This window comes from Paraburkholderia sp. XV, from assembly GCF_020177535.1.
GTDB lineage: Bacteria > Pseudomonadota > Gammaproteobacteria > Burkholderiales > Burkholderiaceae > Paraburkholderia > Paraburkholderia caribensis.
Genome location: NZ_JAGUUD010000027.1, coordinates 1 through 22,129, shown reverse-complemented (window position 1 = coordinate 22,129; position 22,129 = coordinate 1). Strand labels below are relative to the sequence as shown.

Below are 22,129 nucleotides of genomic sequence, written 5' to 3'. Positions count from 1 at the left end.
CTCAATGTCCTCCAATCCGTTTGAGGCGCACGGTGAGTTTGCCGAATACCAGCAACGAAACCGCGGTGAGCGCGAGGCCGATAACGCTGAGGCTCGCCGCCAGCGGAAAATTCAATGAAGACAAGCCAAGCTGATACACCAAGGTGGAAAGTGTCGGCACGCGGCCCCCGCCGATCATCTGCGGCGTGGCGAACGCGCTGAATGTCCAGGCGAAGGCCGTGGTCGAACTCGCGAGAATGCCGGGCATGGAAAGCGGCAGCGTCACGGTCACGAAAATCTTCACGGGATTCGCGCCCAGACTCTGCGCCGCGCGCTCGTAGTCGCGGTTGATGTGCGAAATGGCGGCGCCGAGCATGAGCACGGTCACGGGAATCGTCACGTGCACGAGCGCGAGCACCACGCCAAAATGCGTGAACATCAGGTCGATAGGCCATTCGATCAACCCGAGCTTGCGCAGCACCGTGTTGACGAAGCCGTTGCTGCCGAGCACTACCGTCCACGAGTAGGTGCGCACGATCTCGCCGAGAAATAGCGGCGTGAGCGACATGATGAGAATCACCGACTTGAGCGCGCGATTGCGCACACGCACGAGCGCATACGCGAGCGGATACGCGAGCAGCAGCGAAAACACCATCGTTTCTACGCTCAGGCAGAGCGTATTGCCCAGAGCGCTCAAATAGATGGACTTCATGAGCCCGGAGAAATTGTCCAGTGTGAAGCCGCCCACGTCGAGCGAGCCCGGAACATAAGTGCGCAGGCTAAACTGCAATACGGTCATCAAGGCCGAACATGTGCCGATCGCCACGATCACCGCGGGCGAGATCAGCCATCCCTTCAGCCTGCTATACATATTCATGGTGTCAATCGCTAGTGTTTGCTGTTCCTGCTTCGCTGATACGGAAAGGCTGCTCGCGCGACGCCCCGAAAGCCACGAGTGCGTTCGGGGCTGGTGTAACGCGATATCGCGAAACCACGCTTAGTTCATGATGTTTTCGGTGAACCACTTGCGCCATTCGGGCGTGAGTTCCGCGCGCAACTTCGAGTCGATCACAATGGTCTGCTTGTCCCACTGCGAGCGCGTCGTGAACACGCCAGGCAGCGCGGCATCGGCCGGGGCCACGGTGGCGTTGTCGACCACCGGACTCGCTTTTTCCATCGCGACGATCTTGGCCTGCACCGCTGGTGACAGCGCGATATTCATAAACTTGTAGGCCAGCGCTGCCTTCTTCGAGCCTTTCATGATGCCCATGGTGTCGATGCCGAGCACCGCACCTTCTTTCGGAATCACCACCTTGAGTGGTACACCCTGACCGATCTGGTAGTAAGCGTTCATCGAGAGCAGCACTTCGACCGGCGTTTCACCCGTTTGAATTAGCTGCTCGCCGTTGGCGTCGTCGGTGTAGAACGCTTTGAAGTTCGGTTTGAGCGCCTTGAGCTTGTCCTCGCCCTTCTGCCAGTTCTTCGCGTCGCCGCCCGAAAGCACGGCCGCGACCGTGATGATGTGGCTCGGATCCCAGTCCGGCGCCGAAAGCTTGCCCTTGAGCGCCGGATTCCACAGGTCGTTCCAGCTGTCGAACTTCATGCCCGGTGGAACCATATCGGTGCGATACCCGATGGTGTAGACATACGCCCACGTGCCGATGTGATACGGGCTGATCTTCGCCTGATCCATGAGGTGCGCGTAGTTCGGCAGCTTGCTCGTGTCGAGCTTCTCGAACAGATTGCTATTGGCGTAGAGCCAGCCGACCTGCGAAGTCGTGACTGTCACGTCGCTTTCTGGCGTCTTGGCGAGCTTGGCCTTGTTCAGACGGTCGATAGTGCCGCCCGTCACGTACTTCACCGGCACGCCGGTCTCCTTGGTGAACTCCTGGCCGACCGTCTGGTCGATCATGTCGCGGAAGTTGCCGCCCCAGGTGCTAACGACGAGCGCGTCTTCGGCGTTCGCGGTGCCCGCGATCAGTGCGCCGAACGCAATGCTGGCTGTGAATAGTGTCTTGATCACTCTAAATCCCGTAGGTTGATGGATGAATCGCGTCGTGTGCTGGCCAGACGCCCGGTTTGCGGTGTGTTCAGGTACACGTGAATAGTGAAAGAGTTGATCTTGATCACCAAGTTGCCTTTTCTGCAGGCATGACTCGCAATTCCTGACGTCCGATTTTTCTCTAACGTGAACGGTTGCGAACGCTCGTGCCGCCTGCACACTTTCGGAAAAGCTGAGACACCGCCCTGGAAAAACCAAATAGGCAGCGTCGCGGGTCTCGGTGACTATCTGATCCATCGCAAGCGCGCTCCGTTTCGCCACGATGCGGCGACGCTATCGGTCGATCCCAGTCAACCCAACCCATTCGCGCCATGAAACACAACCGTATCCGCACCTTCAACACCCAAGCCACCTACCCCGAACAGAAGCTCGACAACGATTTGTGCCAGGCCGTGGTCGCACGCGGCCAGTTCGTGTTCCTGCGCGGCCAGATCGGGCAGAACCTTGACACCTCAGAGAGCGTGTGCATTGGCGACGCGGCGGGGCAGGCCGAACAGGCCATGTCGAACATCGCCATGCTGCTCGGCGAAGCGGGCGGCGAACTCGCCGACATCTGCAAGATCACCGTCTACATCACCGACCCGCGCTACCGCGAGGAGGTGTATCGCGTAGTCGGCAAATGGCTCAAGGGCGTTTTCCCCGTTTCCACGGGCATCGTGGTCTCAGCGCTCGCGCGTCCCGAATGGCTCGTGGAAGTCGACGCCACCGCTGTGATCCCCGATTGATCCGCCATAGACCTCCGACTGACACACGACCTTGAGGCAATCCTCATGACCTTCTCGATCATTGCGCGCTGCCCGCAAACCGGCCAGTTCGGCGCGGCGGTGGCCTCGTCGTCGCCCGCAGTGGCGGCTCGCTGCATTCGCGGCCGCGCGAGCGTGGGCGCGGCGGCCAGCCAGAACATCACCGACCCGTCGCTCGGCCCGCAGGCGCTCGACCTGATGGCGGCCGGACACACGCCCGCCGAGGCGCTCGAACGACTGCGCCGACAGCCGTTCGTCGACTACCGTCAATTGATGGCAATCGACGCGCATGGCACACCGACCGTCTTTACCGGCGCCAACGCGCTCGGCACGCTCGCGAGCGTCACCGGCGAACACGCCGCGTGCGCGGGCAACATGCTCGCCTCGCGCGACGTACCCGCCGCCATGCTCGCCGCGTTCGAGCAGAGCACGGGGCCGCTCGCCGAGCGTTTGATGCTGGCGCTACTCGCGGGCGAAGCGGCAGGTGGTGAAGAAGGGCCAGTTCACTCGGCCGGTTTGCTGGTGTACGGCGAACTGGATTGGCCGATGGTGGATCTGCGCATGGACTGGGTAGAGGAAGCCCCGGTGGAAATGCTGCACGCCGCATGGCAGGTGTACGCGCCCCAGGTGAGCGACTACATCACGCGTGCCCGCGACCCGCGCGCTGCGCCGAGCTTCGGCGTACCCGGCGATTTTTGACGAGATAACGCCGATTCTTGCTTTATGCGAAGATCGGCTTGCCTGTGCTGGACTTGGTTCCGGTGGCGTTCCCTCACGTATGTCCCTGGTCCTGCTCATGCTAAATCGGATTTCCCTTCGCCAAATGGAGTATTTCCTGGCGGCCGCCCAATACGGCAGCATCGCCATCGCCTCCAATCAGATTCATATCTCCGCGCCGTCCATTTCCGCGGCCATCGCGCATATGGAAACGGAACTCGGCATTCAACTGTTCATCCGCCATCCGTCGAAGGGCATGACGCTCACGCCCATAGGCGCTCAGGTTACGCAGGAATGCGAGCAATTGCTGGACCGCGCGTCCAGGCTCTATGAGATCGCTTCCGATTCCAGCGAGGCGATGCAAGGCGTGCTGCGCGTGGGCTGCTTCCAGTCGCTCACGCCAATGATCGCGCCCGAGGTCATCTTCGGTTTCAAGCGCGCGTTCAGCAAGATCGATCTGCAACTCGTGGAAGGCGATCAGCGCGATCTGATGGAAAAGCTCCGTAACGGCGAGATTGATGTCGCCATTACCTACGACCTGGAATTGAGCAACGAAGTGCAATTCGAGGTGCTGTGCCAGTTGCCGCCGCACGTGATCGTCAACGAAGTGCATCCGCTCGCGCAGCAAAACGCGGTGACGCTCGGCGAACTCGCGCCGCTGCCAATGGTATTGCTCGACTTGCCCATGAGCCGCGACTACTTTCTCTCGTTGTTCGCGCAGGCGGGCGTGGAGCCGAATATCGTCGCGCGCTCGCGCTCGGAAGACGTCGTGCGCTCGCTGGTCTGCAACGGCATCGGCTATGCGCTCTTCAACGTACGCCCGAAGTCGAATCAGTCACTCGACGGCAAGCGTTTTGCGCGCCTGCGCCTCGCGGGCGAACACAGACCGATGCTGCTGGGGCTTGCCACTTATGCGCCGGCCAAACAGCCGCGCCTCGCGCAAGTGTTCATGGAGCGCTGCCGCGCTTACATCTCCGACCAGTACATTCCCGGCATGAGCGCCGCGAGCTACTTCGATCCGCATCTCACCGGCGTGAGCACCGATGCGACTGCCGCGCAGTCCAACGTGCACGCCATTCGCGCCGCCTGAACACGTGAGCCAAAATACTGCGCGCGTGCGTGGTGGCCTGCAGGAAATCCGCGATGAGGTGATAGCGCAACATTGTGGTCTTAAATTGCCGATTGACGGCAGCGAGTCGCACCGTGCGCGGTTCGGCGGCGGGACGCAAATGGTTGAACTCTGGCGCGGGCGTGATAAGCAGTACGTGTGCGAGCGCCAGTCAATGCGTACACGCGGCTGCCCATTCGCCGCTGCTGTCTGGGTCGGCGAATGAAATTTTTCCAGCCCAGGCTTACACAGCACCGCGCGTTCTGCACGTGTAGCACGCGACACGAAGGAGTGCCGCAGTTGCGAGGATTGACGTCAGGTCAATTACCGGTCAAAGACAATTATCGGAGCAAAGAACGAGGAGAAAGCAAGATTTCGTGCAGGATCGAAGAAGGGAAAGACACTGCAAACACAGGCACAATCAGCGTACATAGTTAGGAAACGAAAGTTTAACGTAAATCAGAAGCGACCAAAACTTCGGCGCCTCCGAGCTTGGTCCGCGTTGTGTGTTCCCGAACGCCAGTTCATCTGCCACGACAAGTCCTCGTACATCAATTGAAATGACTAACCACGATGTCTATGAATTCCCTGACCTTGCGAGGCACGAAGTCCCGGCTAGGATAAACAAGCGAAACGGCCACGTCCGCATTGAGCAACGAATACGAGTCGAGGACACGAACCAGTGCCTTTGCACGAAGCGCATCTGCAACCAGTTCGTGGGGCAGCAGCGCAACGCCCATGCCGTTGAGGACCGATTGCATTTGCATCACGACGCTGTTGACAGTTAGCGAGGGTTGGACGGTTACGCTTTCCTCCTTGCCCTCGCGGTTGGCGAAGATCCACGCGTGCTGGGCACCGTCGGTGGGTGCCGAAATCACCCTGCATGTCTTCAGGTCCGCAGGAGCCACCGGGAAGCCGGCCTGCGCAAGATAGCCAGGCGACGCGACCGGAATGGCGAACGAACTGATCAGCCGCCGCAAGATCAGCGTTTCCGAGCGAACCATCTGCTCGTTGACGATTCCGATGTCGAAGCCGCCTTCGAGGAGGTCGACACGCCGCTCGGTCAGCGTAACGTTGAGGTTCACTCTCGGGAATCTTGCCTGGTAGTCCGCGAAGACGGGCGTGAGCTGCAGGAGCGAAAAACTGCCCAATGCTACGATGCAAATCTCGCCGCTCAATTCCGTTTGCTCCGTGGTCGCGCGCGATTCGACTTCATCGAGTTGTTTCAGAAGATCCCGGCAGCCGTCGGCGTACTCGGCGCCCGCCTGAGTCAACACGACTTTGCGCGTGGTGCGCTGAAAGAGGCGGATGCCGAGGTGTTTTTCCAGACTCGATACATTGCGCGTGACGACGGACGTCGACGTGCCAAGCCGCTCCGCCGTTTGCGCGAAGCTCCGGCAATCGGCGACCTGTACAAAGACCTGCATGGCCTGAAAGAGATTCACAACTGGATAGTTCATGGAGAGTACCCGGCGATGCCTCACCCGCCGTTGCGCACGCTGGTCTTGCGAATGCGCCCGGGCGATGGCGTTGAGCGTCGCTGGTTGTTGAGCCAACTGCCCCACCATGCCTTGCGCATCGCGCGGACTATGTATCTGTGCATGGTTGGTTTACTGGAAGACCGCTTCAGTAAGCCCTTCCGACTCAATCCACAGCCTCGCAGCGACGCTCGTATCCAGTGCTTGCGGAGGAATCTTGGCAACGGCCGGATAGCCGCGCGTTTCGCCGAGCTTGTCCGGACCGTAATACACACCGCCTTGAGCCTGCGGTGAAGTCGCGGCGAAGATCGTCGGCAACGCCCCCTGCGCTGCCGGCTGGAACAGGAACCACATGTAACGACGAGCCATACCCGGAGCGCTCCATGCGCCGGCGCCATTGGGCAACAGATCGGTGCGCGAAATGCCGGGATGGGCAGCGATGCTCTGGATGCCCCAGCCCGCAGCATCGCTGCGGCGTTGCAATTCAAGGGCGAACATCAGGCAAGCGAGTTTCGATTGGCCGTAAACCGGCATCGGCCTGTAGTTGCGCTCAGCTTGCAGATCATCGAAGTTGATCGTGCCGCTTCGAGCGGCGACGCTTGAAAGGCTGACCACGCGTGGCTTGTTTCCCTTGCGCAGCAGCGGCAGCAGTTGAGCAGTCAAGGCGAAGTGACCCAGGTAGTTTGTGCCGAACTGCAACTCGAATCCGTCGGAAGTCACCTGACGCTTCGGCGGCGTCATCACTGCCGCGTTGTTGATCAGTAAGTCCAGGCTGTCGCGCGAACTCCGCAGGCTCTCGCCGAACGCCTCGATCGATTCGAGGCTGGCGAGATCTAGTATCCCGAAAGTCACATTCGCGCCAGGAACACTTTGGCGAATCTGATTGACTGCTGCTGCCCCTTTCGACGGATTTCGACCCGCGATGATGACATTCGCACCAGCACGGGCTAGCGCCAGCGCGTCTTGGAACCCAAGGCCGCCAGTACCGGTGACGACCGCCGTACGGCCGCGTTGGGACGGGATGTCGGAAACTGTCCAGTGGGTCATGATCCTTGCCTGTCGAGGAATGGGAATGTACACTAGGTGTATATAAATATGCACTGAGTGCTAACGTTACTGCACTTGGTGCAGTCATGCAACAGGCCACCGGAATGTCAGGAACCTTCCCTCCCGCAGGTACAGCACTCACAGAAGGCTTGCGGGAACGCAAGCGCCGCGAAACACGTCAGCGCATCGCCGAGGTCGGGCAGCGCTTGTTCCTTGCCAACGGTTACCAGGGCACAACGCTGGACGCCATCGCGGCAGAGGCCGGGATCTCGCGCCGCACGTTTTTCTCGTACTTCAAATCGAAGGACGACATCATCTTGTTCTGGCAGGACGCCGATTCGGCCAGGCTGATTGCCGATCTGCTGAAGACATCGCCCGACGTACCGCCACTCGAGGCAGTTCGCGATGTGATGGTGAAGCACATCGCGCGCTATACGACCGAGCAGATGACAGCCGTGGACAACCTCATGCGTTCGAGTGAATCGCTTCTTGCGCGCAAGCAGGCGTACTACGCGGAACAGGAGCAAGCACTGTTCAACACGCTGTGTGAGGTCTGGCGGCAGCCTGAGCGGCGGTTGGCCCTTCGGATGGTGGCTGTGGTGTCCGTTGGTGCGATGAGACTCGCGCTTCAGGCGTGGAGGGATCAGACCGGCCAGCGAAAGCCGGTGGCCAAGTTCCTGCGGGACGCCTTCGACAGTTTGAGAACAGAGCTTTGACTGTATGCTCGCGAGGTTTTAAGGCCACTTGATGAGCCACTTGAACGACCGCTTTGGAGAGGCGGGACTGTCCCTTGTGGGTCGTCTACGGAAGTTCAGCTTGCAAGAAGGATTGCGGACCTCAAGCGGACCACAAGCTGACCTCGTATTTCCGGGTTCGGCCATGAAGTGTCATTCGTGCTTCGTGCGATTCTGACATTCAGACGACGGCCTGTCCGGGTAAAGCGGCCATTCGATCTCGAAGTGACCGAGCCGGCGTCCATGACCTAGATGGCATAGCGAATGATGCTTTGATCTTGAACATTTGCGACCAGTTCGTCCGCACGAGACAACAGCCTGAGGAGCAACGGGTTTGTATTCGCACTGCTGTATCCCAAGACGAGATCAATCGTCGGAGGGACACCGTCAAGTGCTCTCGCAACAACATTCGGTGTCAGCATATTTTGCGCATATAGCGGGATAAGCGTAACTCCACCCGTTGACGTAACAAGCGACATTGCGGACGGGAGGTTTTCGCCCTCGTATCCCGCCTTGAGCGTTATTCCGACACTCGATGCGTAGTGCTGAATCACGGATTCCAGTACGGGAGAAGTCCTGGACGAACTGACGTAAATCTGGCTGGCGAGATCATGCGGCCGCATTTTCTTGCGTGACGTCAGGCGATGGTCTGCCGGCAGCACGGCGATCAATGGCTCCTTCGCCAAGACTTTGAATGACAGGCCAACGGTCCCTATCTCAGGGCGAAGGAAGGCGACGTCTAATTTTCCTCGCATCAGCCCGAGAGCAAGTTCGGGAGAGGACTGACTGCACAGTGTAATCTCGGCCTCCGGTGCCTCCTCGCGGAGGATGCGCAGCACATGGGGTAACCAAACGACTTCTTGCCCGGCAATGAAACCCATGGCCAAGACAGGTTTTTCTGGCTGTTCCGCCCGCCGCGCGCCGTCAACAGCCGCTTCGACTTGCAACAGCGCCAGACGCGCGTGATCGAGGAAAACTTTCCCGGCGGCGGTGAGCGCCACGCCGCGTGCCTGGCGCTCCAGCAACTTCACGCCGACTTCGCATTCCAGATCGCGGATCTGCCGGCTCAACGACGGCTGCGATGTGTGCAGTCGCCGCTGGGCGGCCGTCAACAGGCTTCCTTCCTCCGCAACCGCGATGAAATATCGCAAATGCCGAAGTTCCACGGGATCCCCTCTATGCCTTTCAGGCATAGCTCAAATCATAGAAAGCCTTTGTCATCGAGGCAAGGGATACCTATATTGCAACGGCTGCCGCATCGACGTGCCAAGCGCCCAGGTGAAGTTCTCACCGGCGTGGCGACCGTATTCCGAGTTCTCAATCAAAGGCTGATTCTTGTACTCGATGCGTTCAAGCGCCAGGAGCAAGGGGCGTCGCGCCGAGGGACATTTGGAGATCCATCGCAGCGTTGTCGGAGTGCGCTCCACTCGCACGCTTTGCAGACGCGCATGAAATACGACTTCGAAAGAAGCCGCTGGCAGCATTCTCGATGTCTCGCGGAGAACCAACACTTCAATCAATCTCGTACAGGAGGTACCAGCGATGCCTACCATCACCACTCCGGACGGCGTACAGATCTTCTACAAGGACTGGGGGTCCGGTCAGCCGATCGTCTTCAGCCACGGCTGGCCTCTGTCGGCCGACGACTGGGACGCCCAAATGATGTTTTTCCTTCACCACGGCTACCGGGTGATCGCCCATGACCGGCGCGGGCACGGTCGATCCGAGCAAGTCGGCACCGGCAACGACATGGACCACTGGGTCGCCGACCTTGCTGCATTGACCGAACACCTCGGCGTCCGCGACGCGATCCACATCGGGCACTCCACCGGCGGCGGCGAGGTGGCCCGCTATGTCGCCCGTCACCAGGAGCGGGTCGCCAAGGCAGTGCTGGTGGCCTCTTTAACGCCGAACATGGTGAAAACCGACGGGAACCCTGGCGGCCAGCCGCGGGAGTGGTTCGACGCGGTTAAGTCAGGCGTGCTTGGCAACCGGTCGGAGTTTTACCGGGCAGTCGCGGAGGGTCCGTTCTATGGATTCAACCGTCCGGGCGCAAAACCGTCTGAGGCGGTGATCGCGAACTGGTGGCGCCAGGGCATGGCCGGCAGCGCCCAGGCCCATTACGAGACCGTATCCTCCTGGCTGGAGGACTACACCGACGATCTGAAGAAGATCACTGTGCCCGTACTGGTCATGCACGGCGAAGATGACCAGATCGTCCCATTCGCCAGTTCGGTGCCCCGCGCGGTCGATCTGCTCGCGAACGGTGCGCTGAAGACATACACTGGCTTCCCGCACGGCATGCTGACCACCCACGCGGACGTCCTGAACCCCGACCTTCTCGAGTTCATCAAATCCTGACGGGACGCCAGTCCGAGCCAGAACCAGGCAATTCGAGCGGCGCGCTTCACGGGCGCGCCACTCGACCTTGGCGTCCGCGTAGGGTCGCCCGTGTGTTGCCAACCGGGGAAAACAGAACACTCATTTTCTTACCTCCGGAAATGTGGCCGCAGACGCCTGATACCTACTATCGCGCGACACGGATAGGTAGATCCGTGATACGTGCGGCAAGTGACACGCATGCTTTAAGCAGCAGTTCGTCCGCCGTTAACTCTCAAAACTTCGCCGGTCATAAAGCTCGCTTTTTCCGATGCCACAAAAATGATTGCATTCGCAATCTCTTCAGGCATTCCCGCACGTTTAAGTGGTACGGTCGCGAGCATCGCGGCCTTACCCGATTCGGAACCTGTTATGCGGTCAAGCATTTCAGTCTGTATGGGACCCGGAGCTACTGCGTTGACCCGAATATTGAACGCGGCTGTCTCCAGCGCAGCGGATTTCGTCAGACCCTCGACCGCATGCTTGCTGGCGACATAAAGCGCGTTCCGCGGAGCGCCGCGAATACCCATCGTTGACGAGACATTGACAATGCTCCCGCCGCCCTGGGCGGCCATGGCGCGGATTTCGTGTTTGAGCGCCAGCCACGTGCCGAGAACATTCGTATCGAAAACGAAAGCGTATTGATCGACGTTCTGTTCGACGATCGGTGCGGGGTCGCCCTCGTAACCGGCGCTGTTCACCGCAATATCCAGACGACCAAAACGGGAAATGACGCGGTCGACCAAGGCTTGGACCTGGTCCTCGAAACGCACGTCTGCCTGCACAAATTCAACTTCGGCACCAGACGAACGCAGTTGCTCTGCGAGCACCCTGCCCTCTTCGAGCCGACGGCCCGAGATGACGAGCCGAGCTTTCTCTTTAGCGTAGGCAATCGCTGTTGCGCGACCAATTCCAGACAGCGCTCCCGTCACAAGTACTACGGGCAAATCATTCATTTGCCGACTCCTTTGGCAACCAGCAAAAAAGATTACGGGTGATCCGAGCCACGAAACGGCAAAAAATTACGTCACGTGGCTCGTATTGCGTTACGCGCTATAGCCACCGTCAACGGGAATGATTGCGCCGGTAATAAAGCTCGCCGCCGGGCTGGCGACGAAGGCGACCACGGAAGCGATTTCTTCAGCCCGACCAAAGCGTCCGAGCGCAGTGGCGGCTGCCTGCGCCTCAGCAAAGGGACTGTTGTCAGGATTCATCTCGGTATTCGTCGAACCGGTGCCGATGACGTTCACGGTAATGCCTTTCGGGCCCAGATCCCGCGCAGCACCTTTGCTGTAGCCCTCAATCGCGCGCTTCGTTGCGCTGTAGTCAGCAAGGCCGGGCCAGGTCGACCGCCAGGCGAGGGCCGACGAAATCGAAATAATCCGGCCGCCGCTCTCCATCGCCCGCGAGGCCTCTCGAATAGCGGTTACCACGGCTTCGTAATTGATCTTCTGTTGTCGCTCAAAGCCCGATGTATCTGTGGTCTCGGCCACCGTGCCCGTCACGAAAACGGCGGCGTTATTGACAAGAATGTCGATCCGGCCCAACCGTTCGACAACTTCCGCAATCAATGCTTTAACCGCTGTTGCGTCCGCCTGGTCGGCCTTCAGCGCAATAGCCTTACCACCGGACGCTTCGATCGTTGCAATGACCTCTCTGGCTGCGGCCTCGCTGCTGGAATAACTTATCGCTACGGTGGCGCCATCCGCAGCGAGCTGGATAGCGGTTGCGGCGCCGATACCGCGTGAGCCGCCCGTCACAAGAGCGAACTTTCCTTGAAGAGTACTTGCCATGATTTTTTCCATTAAGTTGGGGGGAGTCGCGGGCACCCGGATCGCCCGGATGCTTTTCAAACGCTAGAATCGATGTGGCGCACGGGCGTCTACGTTGAACCGGTCAACGTCCTCGATCTTCCGAACATCGGGTGCGCCATATTCAGCAAAGGTGACGATGCGTGCCATGGAGAAATCCTTTAACGGGGAATGAAATCAGACGACCGCGCCGGGCTCGTGCGGAAAGAAACGGTTGGAAGGCCGCGAAAGGCCGAGATGCTCGCGCAATGTGCGCCCTTGATATTCGCGTCTGAATAAACCGCGTCGCTGGAGCTCCGGAACGAGCCTGTCGACCACCTCGTCGAGCCCGCCTGGAATCCAGGGAAACATGACGTTGAAGCCATCGGAGGCTTCCGTCTCCAGCCACTCCTGCATCTCGTCGGCGATCGATGTCGCAGTGCCGACGAAGGCGAACCCGGAATAGCTGCCGGCGGCTCGCGCGAGTTCGCGGATCGTCAGACCTTTTTGCCGGGCGAGATTGACCATGCGCTCGCGCTGCGAGCGGCCAGCTTCAGTCTCCGGGATCTCCGGCAGCGGTCCATCGGGATCGTGGCCGGAAACGTCGAATCCAAGCATCGAGTTCAGAGAGCCGATACCACTGTCATAGTGGATGAGACTATCGAGCGTCGCGCGGCGCTCGATAGCCTCATCCATGCTGTCGGCTACGACCACGAAAGCGCCGGGCAGGTAACGCAGCGTGTCGGGTGTGCGGCCGATCGCGGCCATGCGCGATCGGACGTCGGCATTGAAGCTGCGTGCGGCCTCTATCGTCGGCGGAGCGCCGAAAATGACCTCAGCCGTTTCCGCCGCGAGCTGACGGCCTGCGGGTGACGCACCAGCCTGAACGATCACGGGCCAGCCCTGCGGAGGCCGTGCGATGTTGAGCGGGCCGCGCACTTTCAGTGAGGGACCTTTGTGATTGATCGCATGAATTCGTGCGGGATCGACGAAGACCCCGCTCTCGGTGTCCCTGACGAAGGCGTCGTCAGCGAAGCTGTCCCAAAGGCCGGTGACCACCTCGACGAACTCGCGCGCACGCTCATAGCGATCGTCATGATCCATCTGGGATTCATCGCCGAAGTTGAGGGCGGCGTCGGGGTTCGCCGTCGTCACCACGTTCCAGCCGGCCCGGCCGCCGCTGATATGATCCAGCGACGCAAACCGCCTGGCAATGTGGTAAGGCGCATCGAACGTTGTCGAGGCTGTTGCGATAAGCCCGATCCGCTCAGTCACCGCCGACAGCGCCGAAAGCAGCGTGAAGGGCTCGAATGACGTCACCGTGTGGCTCCTCATGAGCGCCGCGATCGGCATGTTCAATAACGCGAGGTGGTCGGCCATGAAGAAGGCATCGAACTTCGCCCCTTCCAGCCGCCGGATCGAGCGGCGCATCTGGTCGAGGCTGAAATTCGCATGCGGATCGGCGCCCGGATAACGCCACGCGCCCGTGTGGATGGCCGCTGGTCGCATAAATGCACCGAGGTGGAGTTGGCGATCTTTAGCCATCTGTTGCTCCGTCGCGTCAGGTGCCGCTGGCCCGATTAGCGAGTCAGCGGAGTCAGCGGCTGGTTTCAGGCGTCGAGGAAGGTCGTCGCATTGGCGACGAACGTCGCCGGATACTGATAAATCGACCCGTGATTGGAGTCGGGATAGACGATCAGTTGCGCGTTCGGCAGATGCTGCTGAAGCGTGAACGAATGCCTCGTCGGAATGATGACGTCGTTGCTGCCCTGGACGACCAGCACGGGCTGCCGGATCGATTTCAGATACTCCAGCGCGCTATCGTTCGGCACATGCCATTTGCCAATCGCCTCGCCCTGGGCGGCAATGGTTTGCGCGCTTACTTGCGGATCGCGATCCTGACGACGCAGCTTGCGCTCGAGAAAGGCAAGGCCGGCCTTCTGGCTGGCTTCGGAAGGTCCAAAATGGACCGAAAGCCACAAATGTTCGGGCGGGTCATAGCTCGCGGCGAAGATTTCCGCAGAGCGGCTTTCCGACATGTCTTGCGAACGATGCCCCGTGCCAACGAGGATGATCTTGCGGACAAGGTCGCCGCCCTGCAGCGCGATCTCCTGCGCCACGAAGCCCCCAATCGAAATGCCAAGCACGTCGACCTGGGTCAGGCCCAGCGCGCGAATGAAGGCAATCGCATTGGCACCCATTTCCTGGAAACTCGTCGGCGTCTCGCCCGAAGAGCTGGAGACGCCCGCATTATTGAAAAGGATCACTTCGCGATCCTTGGCAAACCCGTCTGTCACTGCAGGATCCCAATGATCCAGGGTGCCCGTGTAGTGCTGATTGAAGACAAGCGGCAGGCCGCCCTGCTTGCCGAACCGGCGGTAAGCGAAGCGGATGCCGTTGGCCTCGACGAATTGGGTCGGTGCTGTGTCGTGACTGATGCTGTTCATGGTTCAATCCTCTATGCTCCGGACGAGCTGACCAGTAAGGGACGGCCTGCCGGAATTGACGGTTTCATGCTGCAGTGGTGTGAATATAGAGGGCAGACACGCCGCGCACTAGCCATGAAACGAGGTTATGATCTATCCCAGAATTGCATAGATCGAACGTAAGGCACGACGAGGAACATGATGGACATCAACGCGTTGCGGATTTTCTGCCGGGTCGCCCGACTGCAAAGTTTTTCGGCCGCCGCGCGGGAGCTGTCGATCTCGCAATCGCAGGCCTCGCGCGCTGTCGCTGATATCGAAGCCGAGTTGGGCACGCTTTTATTGGCCCGGACCACACGCGCGGTTATTCCGACCGAGGCAGGGGCCGACTATCTCATTCGCGTCGAGGCCGTGCTCGATCAGCTTGACGATGCAGGACAAAGCGTCCGGCAGGATGAGCTTCGTGGAACGCTTCGCGTTGGAATGCCGACGAGTGCCGGCGTGCGGGAGATCATTCCCCGACTTCCCCCTTTTGCTGAGCGTCACCCGCTGCTACGGATCGAGGTCGTGCTCGACGACCGTCGCCAGGACCTGGTCCGGGACGCAGTCGATGTCGCCATCCGTATCGGAACCCTCCCGGACTCGAACGCGACGGCGCGTCTGCTCACCAGCTACGCGCGACTGATCGTCGCCTCCCCTGCATATCTCACGCGATGCGGCACGCCCATTTCGCCGGACGCGCTCGTCGGTCACCGGATCGTCTATGGACCTGCGGCCAGCGTCAGTACCGCCTGGACGTTCACGCACAAGGGTATAACCACCAATGTGCCGATAGAACCCAACATATCGTTCAGCGACAACGAGGGCGCGGTTGCAGCCGTTAAGGCTGGCTTGGGTATTACTTCGATAGGATACTGGGCCTGCCGCAGGGAACTGGAGGAAGGATCGCTCGTGCCGATCCTCACCGACTGGTCGATGGTCGGCACCAAGGTGCATGCCTATTTCCCCCTCAGCCGCGCGACCCGGACGGCGGCCCGCGCCTTCATCAATTTCTTGTTGGACGAGTTCAGCGAAAGCGTCGACGTGACACGCGCTGGATGACGCTGCAGCATCTCAGTCATGCGTATGCCGCGTGTCGATATGTGAAAGGCTGAGTCACTGCTCTGCGCAGAACACAGCGCCCATGAAACGTTCAGACGATCAATGCTCCTCCGGCAGGGGCGCGGACCGATGATTGTTCACGAGCAGAAAAGAGCATTGCCTGGAGCTACGGCAGGTTCCCTTTTGTCTGCTGAGCACTGGACGGCGCCGGAGTTTTGGTCAGGACGCGGCTCAGACCTTGGCGGCACATAAGACATAAGACTTCGACGAGTGACTGTCTGTCACTCGTCGAGAGCCGTTCACCGAAGGTTTGCGGATGACTCCTTTTTGGCCGTTCGCGGCACTCGACGCTCGCAGATGGTCGCCCGTCGCCGAGCCGCCCCCAACTTCCAGGGCCGATCCTGAACTGACGTTCTTTGCTTGACCGCGAGGACCGCTTCCAAGGTGAAAGGACTTTTCATGGTGGCGGTGTCTCGAGGCAGAGCAACCGTTCACCGCACGGGCTCTGCCAGATCTTCCTCCACGAAGCGCAAGATGGCCTCCGCCAGGGCCTCGCGTGGGTAGGCATTCTCTGTCACGAAGAGCGCCCCGATCGTCGGATGCGTCCGGGCAACCGGCACCGCCAGCGCCCAGTGATCCGCATTGACGTAGGCCAGCAGCGTACTGCCAGGCACAACCTGATCGTAGAAGATGACCTGACTGTCGTTTCGCGAGTCGACGCGCGACAGCTTGTCGTAGCTCGACTTCAGGATTGACGAGATGCGTTCGGGTTGCGGGAATGTCACGATCGAGTAGTAATGCAGTTCGGCCGGAAGCGGGTGCTGCGCCAGCCACGCCTTGCGGGTCGCGGGTCTCAGGCTCTGCACGGCGCCACCATCGCCCGATGTGCAGGTCGCGCCCGGAAAGTATCGCAGCAGATCGGCCTGGTACTGCTCGGCGTCATTGGCAAGCGGCGATCCGCCGATTGCGCCGGCTGCACTCACCACCGCTGCCACGCGGTTTCGGATTTCCGGATAGGCGACCAGCGCTTCGAGGATGTCGGGCGCCCCCTTTGAATAACCGATCAGCACGATGCGCGGCGCACCCTCGGGCGCCGGCATGGCCATGATCGCGTCGCGAATCTGCCGCGCGTTATTGGTGGAACTCGACAGCGCGTCGACGTCGATCAGCGTTGCGTCAAAGCCGAAGTGGCGCAGGTGCGTCACGACAGTATTGGGCGGATCCAGCCACGGTTTGAAGCAGTCGTAGCCGATTCCCGACACGACTGCGGCGATGAGGTGCTGCCTCGATTGACCCAGCTCGACGGGCTTACCGGTGCCGGCGGGCTCGGTGCCCACTCGGGTCAGTGCGTCCTCGCAGGGCCGGTAATCCGGTAGCGTCGGACCGCGCGCCGCAAGCACCGCGCAATAGATTTCCCGGAAGCGCCCTCGCTTGTCCGCGACCCCGGCCTCGGATGCCGGCACGAGAACCATCGGCGGCGTATCGGCCGAGTACGGGATAAGCGGCCTCGTCGCACACGCGCCGAACAGAAGACTCAACGTCATCGTCGCCAGCACGGCGCACATCAGACGCCACGCATCGATGGCGGCAACCCGCCATCGTGATAACACGAGCGACGGCCCGCGGTTCATGTCACTGGCGTGCATCGCCGGTTGCTCCAGGTTGGCGGGTATCGGGCTCGTCCAGATAAGGCACCCAGTCGAGAAGCTCCACATCCGACAGACTGCGCGGCCGGGTCGCGAAGAACACGACCGCACGCAAGCCGTCCGTCTGGTAGGTCGCGCCATCGAGCGTCGTGCGGGGACGAGTGGGCGATGCCACGCCAACACCATTCACATATCCAAGCTTGTCAAGACCACCCGAATACATCAGGTCCTGAGTGAGGAAGTTGCGTGCCTCATCGACGTTCCCCTGCAGAGTGGGATGTGTTTCACCGCGCGGAGCAAAGCGCCCCCCGACAGGGCGACCGACCTGCGCGACGTAAACCAGTTGCCCTTGAAAGCGGATTGGGGCGAGCCATCCCCGTATCCATGTCGCAGGCGCGCCCGCCTGCGCCTGCTTGCGCATGACGAAGTCCGGTTCCCGCCCGAAGACCCGCTGCGCGAGGTCGGACTCGCGCGCGTCACGCCGATAGTCGCGCCGGACCAGCGCGGCCCCGATGTCAGTGAGCTGGCCGATGCCAACGGCGTTCAGCGGATCGGCCTGAATCGTCCCGCTCGCGTCGGTGGCACAGCATGGCAACCGTTCGAGCGCGGCCCGCAGCGACGCGAGGTCCTTGTAGTCCGCGATCGCGGATTCGGGGAACGGGAAAGGGATCTGCGCGAGCTGCGGATCGACCGTGCCGCCGGGCACGCGCAGAAACAACGAGAAAGGAATCAGCGTCTGGTTTCCCAACAGATCGACATTGACGAGCTTGATGCCCTGATCGGGGTTGGTGAACAGGATGCCCGACCGTGTCGCGCCTGGCGGGATCGGGTTGCTGAAGCCGAGATCGCGGAAATACTGGTCCATGCGCGTATTCGTTGCACCGCCAAACAGCGTGTGCATGGACCACGCTACTTCGTGAGGCGAAAAGTAGTCCGGGTCAGTACCCGAGCGCAACAGCCACAGAGCCTGCGATGTCCCATTCTCCACCTCGATCCATAGCGGCTGGACTCCCGTCCTGTTGACGTCGGCGCCATACATCCGCTCGCTGTCTTCACTGCTGAGCACAGTCGCACTCACGCGCACGCTGCGGCTGGTGGCACTGACCTCACGTTGACGCAGCGGCCCATCGTCGGCCACGGGCGGGGGGTGCCACGTAGCACAGCCGGCCAGCGCAAGCGCAAGGCCAAGCGCACGTCCCGCATGGCGGCGTGCACGATGCACAGTCTGCGAAGTGCTCACGGCTTCGCTCCGGGCGCCACGTGCATGATCCTGTACGGCAAGATCCACGGGAAGACTTCGATCTCCGGTAGCGACCTCGGCGTGCGGTCGAATACCAGCACCACGCGATAGCCATCGGTGTAGTACGGATCCGTTGTCAGGTTCGTGCGCGGCGCGCTGTCCTGTGCGGGGCCCACTCCCGTCACGTGGCCGAGCTTCATCAGATTTTGCGAATACGCCATGTCTTCGGTCAGCGCAGTGCGTGCCTCGTCCACGTCCGGGTCGATCTTGTGTGTGGTGAACGTTGGAGAGTGCCAGGTCAGACGGGTACCGATATCGCGGCTGATCTGTCCAACCCAGACGAGTCTGTCGTGGTAACGCATGTCGCTGAGCCACAGGCGCATATGGTTGCGCTGGTGGATGTCGCCCCGCGCCTTTTGCAATGCGAGGTCCTGTGCGCGCCCGAAGAGGTAAAGGTCGCTCACGGGTGCGTTGACGTACGCTTCGCCGGACAGTGCAGCGCTGATCATCCGCCTGATCGCGCCGGACCATTTCTGCTCCGTGAGGCTCCAGCCCCGCCGGACGAGTGCGGGAAGCGCGTCGTCGCGGCTGCCGACGATCACCAGGTTGAGCGGGTCACCATTCTCCGAGCCGTCCTCGTTTGTCGCGCAGCATGGCAGGGCTTCAAGCGCCGCGCGGAAATTCGCGTCATCCGTGTAGTTCACGGTGGGCTCTTGCGGATCGGTGATGCGTTTGAATACCTGGCTGCGCGTGTAGTCGCCCTCGAATCCCGGCACGGCCACGAAAATCGAAAACGTCCGGGCGCGTCCTCTCGCGACGAGGTCCACCTGCACCAGCTTCGCACCTTCATTGAGGTTGGTCAGCACAAACCCCGAGACGGTCTCTCCGGGACGGACAGGGTTACGAAAGGCGAGACCACGGAAGCGGCGGTCAAGGTCGGACCGCTGGTTGTTTGAAGCAGTGCCGGAGAACGCCTCGGCCGCCTCCGACGCTGGAAAGAAATTCGGATCCATGCCCGGCGACAGGAGAAAGTAGCTACGGTCTTCGCGGTTCCGGACCTCGATCCAGACGGGCTGGATATTCCTGTCGGCAAGCGGCACACCGTAAATCGCCGCACTTTCCTCTGGCGAAAGCACGGCGGTCGAAATCTCGATGCCGCCCTCCGTGCGTGTCACGGCGCGGTTCTGATAGGCGGGTATCGGACCCAATGGCCGGGTTGCAGTACAGCCCACCAGTATGCAGCCCAAGACGAAGGCAGCGAGCATCTGCACGATGCGGCTCATCGAGACACCTCTTTGCGGGGATCCTGGGGCCCAATCGCATCTATGTGGGACGATCGCGCGCGTCTTGAAGCCAGAGTCAACAGGCTGTTCGCGGCCCGCGCGAAGATATGCGCGAAATGTACTGCTCAGTTTAGTTGATTGGGGCCGCACCAGCCATGTTTCGCCTGACGCCGCGCGAATACCGTTCACGGATGAATCGCCGGTACCGTGCGGACCATGAAAGTCCGGAACTTTGTGCAGAGCAGTCGCGCGGAGGTCCGCGTGACGGCGATGTCGAATGGCCCCGCGTGGCCGACTGTACCCAGTCATAGAAGCCGCCTGATAGCCGTCGTTGAAATTTTCAACGGCAGCGCTACATCCCGTTCATGAAGCTGGTGCATCCGGCCAGAGCGACATTCGGAGTGTACGGGACGCATGCCTAAAACAAACCTGGCTTACATCGACGGAAACTGAACACTATCATTCAATGCTTAACCACACCGTTCTCCAACAGTTGCAAAGCCTCAGCTGCCACGCCCTGTCACGCATTGAAATTGTGCATATAGTCAGGAAAGGCTAGACGCAAGTTCAGCGAAATTCTGCCGGGAACTGCGAGCCTACTATTATGTAAGCAGTACTAGATAACGCCAGCGGACGTGACACCGGCGCAAGCACCACAAAGAGGCGGTATGCATAACATAAAGTATTTCGAGGTCAATCGCCGTACCACCTGGCTCGAGGCGTTCTTCGATCTGATTTTTGCGGTGACGATCGGTGATGTTACGCATATCTTGAGCCACACGCACGAGGGTCATCTCGACCCGCTCCAGTTCTGGAAATTCGTCCTGGTTTTCATACCTTTGTGGTGGATTTGGGCAAGCCACACGATGTATGCCAACCGCTTCGATGCCGATGACCGGAAGCATCGGCTGGCAACCCTGCTCATCATGTTCCAGCTGATCGTCATCTCAGGCCTGATCGACCGACGATTCCTGACTAGCTTTGAGGCCATCATCGTCTGCTACGCCGGTTCGAAATACATCGTCGCCATAATGTATTTCGTGTCCAGGTACCGGCATAAGGGGTGCGAGGCACTCACAACGGCAGTTGGCTGGGTAATCTTCGCGGGTACCACTATCAGCCTCGCTTCGATCCTGTTCCCGGCGCCACAGCGATATGTCGTGTTTTACCTTGGAATACTGTTTGATCTGGTTGTGTTCATCTTTTTTTTGCCGCGTCGTCTCCAGGTCATCCCAGTGCATACCGAGCACCTGATCGAGCGTGTGGGCCTGCTCACGATCATCATGCTGGGAGAGTCCGTTAGCAGCCTGTCCACGGGACTGGCCAACATCAGCTGGACTGTGGGGAAGCTGCTGACGGCCGCTACCGGCTTCGTGATGATATCGGGCATCTGGTGGGTTTACTTTGACAGTTTTCACCTGCTGACCAAACAGAAGCTCACGACCGGCCATTCGGTCCTGTACTCGCACTTTTTCGTCTTCATCGGCCTGTCGATTTTAGCGAGCCTGATCCGGCACGCGACTCTGGACGACATGGTGATATCCGATTTCCGGGTACTGTCGGTCATCGGCGCGGTTTGCTTTTTCATTGGAAAGCAGTACGGCTACTTCCTGGAGCGGCCCGAGTTGCGGCGCCAACTGGTTGTCAACACCATGGTCGTCTTCGTGTTGACCTGGTTTGCCGTGCTATTGCCCAGAACCGATTACATCTTGCTCGGTCTTACCGCTGCGGTGATTTGTTATGCTTTCCTCAGCCTCCGATACCTGAACGTCTCGCCCAAGCATCACGACCGTCCGCGCGACAGCGCTGCCACAGAAGATCGAAACCGCGAGCCAGAGTCACGCAAACACATGGCGCGCGCTCCAAAGCGACCTCTTTCAGATTCGGACTGAACCCACGTTTTGCACTCCGCCCGCGGATAGAGGGCTGCTTGAGTGGTCGTGCACGAGGATCTTCCACGCCTTGCCCGTCGTCACGAATCGCTCCAGCAGCCGGCGACGGTTTTCCGTGAGATGGATCTTCAGGTCGTCAGCAATGGCAGTCCGCATGTACGACGCTGGACGAAGTTCTCGACATCCGGCGGACCTGGCGTCGCTGTAGTAATCAGACCGGCTCCGAAACGATCGACGCGCAACTCTGTCACATCACTCCCGCTTGATGTCGTCGGTTCTCATCGCTGCTCCTCGGTCTGCTGAGCGACTAACGCGCGCACGCGGGCCACGCCCAGCGCCACGCATCCGTCTGCAGCAGGACAGCGGCAGGGCGCGCGTGCAGATTTCCTCCCTTCGCCTGCGCAGTTTTTGCGGAATGCTGCCGTACTTTCACATCTGAAAGCCGCGCGGCGGGAGCGCAGAGATCCGACAAGTCTTTGCAGGAATGAGAAAGAAGTGCAACCG

General features: G+C 60.4%; 19 protein-coding genes. 7 read left to right on the top strand and 12 right to left on the bottom strand.

What is annotated here, in order from left to right:
- Position 1: 1 nt before the first annotated feature.
- Together KFO72_RS15805 and KFO72_RS15800 are read right to left on the bottom strand one after the other, a co-directional pair.
- Entirely contained in the window at positions 2–856 is an 855-nt protein-coding gene (locus tag KFO72_RS15805) for an ABC transporter permease (protein WP_054931124.1), read from the bottom strand.
- 120 nt (positions 857–976) lie between these two features.
- Entirely contained in the window at positions 977–2,278 is a 1,302-nt protein-coding gene (locus KFO72_RS15800; protein ID WP_176054909.1) for an ABC transporter substrate-binding protein, read from the bottom strand.
- A gap of 74 nt (positions 2,279–2,352) precedes the next feature.
- Between KFO72_RS15800 and KFO72_RS15795 the strand changes: the two genes are divergently transcribed.
- From KFO72_RS15795 to KFO72_RS15785, 3 genes are all read left to right on the top strand, one after another.
- Positions 2,353–2,766 carry a RidA family protein gene (locus tag KFO72_RS15795; protein WP_054931126.1) on the top strand — a complete coding sequence of 138 codons (414 nt, stop codon included), beginning with the start codon at positions 2,353–2,355 and terminating at the stop codon, positions 2,764–2,766.
- Positions 2,767–2,811: 45 nt separating this feature from the next.
- The gene (locus KFO72_RS15790; protein WP_225032524.1) at positions 2,812–3,483 is read left to right on the top strand and encodes a DUF1028 domain-containing protein; all 672 of its coding nucleotides are present in this window, start codon (positions 2,812–2,814) and stop codon (positions 3,481–3,483) included.
- 97 nt (positions 3,484–3,580) lie between these two features.
- Positions 3,581–4,591 carry a LysR substrate-binding domain-containing protein gene (locus tag KFO72_RS15785; RefSeq protein ID WP_054931128.1) on the top strand — a complete coding sequence of 337 codons (1,011 nt, stop codon included), beginning with the start codon at positions 3,581–3,583 and terminating at the stop codon, positions 4,589–4,591.
- Positions 4,592–5,160: 569 nt separating this feature from the next.
- Here the strand turns inward: KFO72_RS15785 and KFO72_RS15780 are convergent.
- Both KFO72_RS15780 and KFO72_RS15775 read right to left on the bottom strand, forming a co-directional pair.
- Positions 5,161–6,165, bottom strand: a complete 1,005-nt coding sequence (locus tag KFO72_RS15780) for a LysR family transcriptional regulator (RefSeq protein WP_225032523.1) — start codon at positions 6,163–6,165, stop codon at positions 5,161–5,163.
- 54 nt (positions 6,166–6,219) lie between these two features.
- On the bottom strand, positions 6,220–7,134 hold the full coding sequence (locus KFO72_RS15775; protein ID WP_176054910.1) for an SDR family oxidoreductase: 915 nt from the start codon (positions 7,132–7,134) through the stop codon (positions 6,220–6,222).
- 86 nt (positions 7,135–7,220) lie between these two features.
- Between KFO72_RS15775 and KFO72_RS15770 the strand changes: the two genes are divergently transcribed.
- Positions 7,221–7,850, top strand: coding sequence for a TetR/AcrR family transcriptional regulator (locus KFO72_RS15770; RefSeq protein WP_225032522.1), 630 nt, complete (start codon positions 7,221–7,223; stop codon positions 7,848–7,850).
- A 266-nt stretch (positions 7,851–8,116) separates the two neighbouring features.
- Here the strand turns inward: KFO72_RS15770 and KFO72_RS15765 are convergent, their stop codons facing one another.
- The gene (locus KFO72_RS15765; RefSeq protein WP_225032521.1) at positions 8,117–9,034 is read right to left on the bottom strand and encodes a LysR substrate-binding domain-containing protein; all 918 of its coding nucleotides are present in this window, start codon (positions 9,032–9,034) and stop codon (positions 8,117–8,119) included.
- Between the two features lie 376 nt (positions 9,035–9,410).
- On the opposite strand from KFO72_RS15765, the gene KFO72_RS15760 reads away from it, so the two are divergent.
- On the top strand, positions 9,411–10,229 hold the full coding sequence (locus tag KFO72_RS15760; RefSeq protein WP_225032520.1) for an alpha/beta fold hydrolase: 819 nt from the start codon (positions 9,411–9,413) through the stop codon (positions 10,227–10,229).
- Positions 10,230–10,453: 224 nt separating this feature from the next.
- Here KFO72_RS15760 and KFO72_RS15755 read toward each other — a convergent pair whose 3' ends face one another.
- The 4 genes from KFO72_RS15755 to KFO72_RS15740 form a co-directional block, all read right to left on the bottom strand.
- A complete protein-coding gene (locus KFO72_RS15755) occupies positions 10,454–11,203 on the bottom strand; it encodes an SDR family NAD(P)-dependent oxidoreductase (RefSeq protein ID WP_225032519.1) in 750 nt (249 codons plus the stop codon).
- 90 nt (positions 11,204–11,293) lie between these two features.
- Complete coding sequence (locus KFO72_RS15750; RefSeq protein WP_225032518.1) at positions 11,294–12,040, bottom strand: SDR family NAD(P)-dependent oxidoreductase; 747 nt, start codon at positions 12,038–12,040, stop codon at positions 11,294–11,296.
- Positions 12,041–12,235: 195 nt separating this feature from the next.
- Entirely contained in the window at positions 12,236–13,582 is a 1,347-nt protein-coding gene (locus KFO72_RS15745; protein WP_225032517.1) for an LLM class flavin-dependent oxidoreductase, read from the bottom strand.
- Positions 13,583–13,647: 65 nt separating this feature from the next.
- Entirely contained in the window at positions 13,648–14,484 is an 837-nt protein-coding gene (locus KFO72_RS15740) for an alpha/beta fold hydrolase (RefSeq protein ID WP_176054915.1), read from the bottom strand.
- A gap of 177 nt (positions 14,485–14,661) precedes the next feature.
- On the opposite strand from KFO72_RS15740, the gene KFO72_RS15735 reads away from it, so the two are divergent.
- Positions 14,662–15,564, top strand: coding sequence for a LysR family transcriptional regulator (locus KFO72_RS15735; RefSeq protein WP_225032516.1), 903 nt, complete (start codon positions 14,662–14,664; stop codon positions 15,562–15,564).
- A gap of 491 nt (positions 15,565–16,055) precedes the next feature.
- Here KFO72_RS15735 and KFO72_RS15730 read toward each other — a convergent pair whose 3' ends face one another.
- The 3 genes from KFO72_RS15730 to KFO72_RS15720 all read right to left on the bottom strand — a co-directional run bounded on the left by KFO72_RS15730 (position 16,056) and on the right by KFO72_RS15720 (position 19,733).
- Positions 16,056–17,129: a hypothetical protein gene (locus tag KFO72_RS15730; protein ID WP_225032543.1), complete on the bottom strand. Its 1,074-nt coding sequence runs from the start codon at positions 17,127–17,129 to the stop codon at positions 16,056–16,058.
- Between the two features lie 67 nt (positions 17,130–17,196).
- Entirely contained in the window at positions 17,197–18,450 is a 1,254-nt protein-coding gene (locus tag KFO72_RS15725) for an LssY C-terminal domain-containing protein (RefSeq protein WP_225032515.1), read from the bottom strand.
- Positions 18,447–19,733 (bottom strand): LssY C-terminal domain-containing protein, encoded by a 1,287-nt coding sequence (locus KFO72_RS15720; protein ID WP_225032514.1) that lies wholly within the window; start codon positions 19,731–19,733, stop codon positions 18,447–18,449. Before KFO72_RS15720 ends, KFO72_RS15725 begins: the two co-directional genes overlap by 4 nt.
- A 668-nt stretch (positions 19,734–20,401) precedes the next feature.
- On the opposite strand from KFO72_RS15720, the gene KFO72_RS15715 reads away from it, so the two are divergent.
- Positions 20,402–21,625 carry a low temperature requirement protein A gene (locus KFO72_RS15715; RefSeq protein WP_225032513.1) on the top strand — a complete coding sequence of 408 codons (1,224 nt, stop codon included), beginning with the start codon at positions 20,402–20,404 and terminating at the stop codon, positions 21,623–21,625.
- Positions 21,626–22,129 lie beyond the last annotated feature (504 nt).